Below are 1,084 nucleotides of genomic sequence, written 5' to 3' on the forward strand. Positions count from 1 at the left end.
TGGTTGAGACTGAAGCACTTAATGACGATGACAATGAGTTAGATACTGACTGGCTCGTTGAAACTGAAGCGCTCGTACTTGATGACTCGCTGAGTGACATTGATTCACTGGTTGAGACTGACGCACTTAATGAAGCGGAAACAGAAGTTGAGACTGACTGGCTCGTTGAAACTGAGGCACTTGTACTTGATGACTCGCTGAGTGACATTGATTCACTGGTTGAGACTGAAGCACTTACCGACGCTGAAACTGAAGTTGAGACCGACTGACTCGTTGAAACTGAGGCGCTTGTGCTTGCTGACTCGCTGAGTGACGCTGATTCACTGGTTGAGACTGAAGCACTTAATGACGATGACAATGAGTTAGATACTGACTGACTCGTTGATACTGAGGCACTTGTACTTGATGACTCACTAAGTGACGTTGATTCACTTGACGAAACTGACGCACTTAATGATCCGGATGTACTCAATGATGTCGAAGCAGACATTGAGAGTGACTCACTTGTAGAAATAAAGCTTGATGCTGATTTCGAAATAGAATCAACTGTTGAAAGGATGGTCGAAATTGACGCACTAAATGCTTGAGATAAGCTTTCAAAAGCCGAAACACTCAATGAAGAAACCACTGAATTTGAAACAGATTGACTTGTTGAAACTGACGTACTTTCTGATGCTGAAATTGAGTTGGACTCTGACTGCGACTCACTTACTGAAGCACTTTCTGATGCCGAAAGGGAATTGGATTCGGATTGTGACTCACTTACTGAAGCACTTTCTGACGCTGAAAGTGAATTTGATTCAGACTGAGATTCAGAAACTGAAGCACTTTCTGATGCTGAAAGAGAGTTGGATTCCGATTGGGACTCACTTACTGACGCACTTTCTGATGCTGAAAGAGAGTTGGATTCCGATTGGGACTCACTTACTGACGCACTTTCTGATGCTGAAAGAGAGTTGGATTCCGATTGGGACTCACTTACTGACGCACTTTCTGATGCTGAAAGGGAGTTGGATTCTGACTGTGACTCAGACACTGACGCACTTTCTGACGCTGAAAGAGAATTTGACTCTGATTGCGATAA

The 1,084-nt window shown here is 43.7% G+C and carries 1 protein-coding gene and 1 pseudogene; both read left to right on the forward strand.

Annotated features, from left to right (window positions below; translation table 11 throughout):
- A partial coding sequence (locus HSISS2_RS12115) for a hypothetical protein (RefSeq protein WP_042767084.1) occupies positions 1-269 on the forward strand: 269 nt, incomplete at its 5' end.
- A gap of 579 nt (positions 270-848) precedes the next feature.
- A pseudogene (locus HSISS2_RS12120) lies at positions 849-1,084 on the forward strand (fibrinogen-binding protein); the annotation flags it as partial.

This window comes from Streptococcus sp. HSISS2 (assembly GCF_000448665.1).
Lineage (GTDB): Bacteria > Bacillota > Bacilli > Lactobacillales > Streptococcaceae > Streptococcus > Streptococcus raffinosi.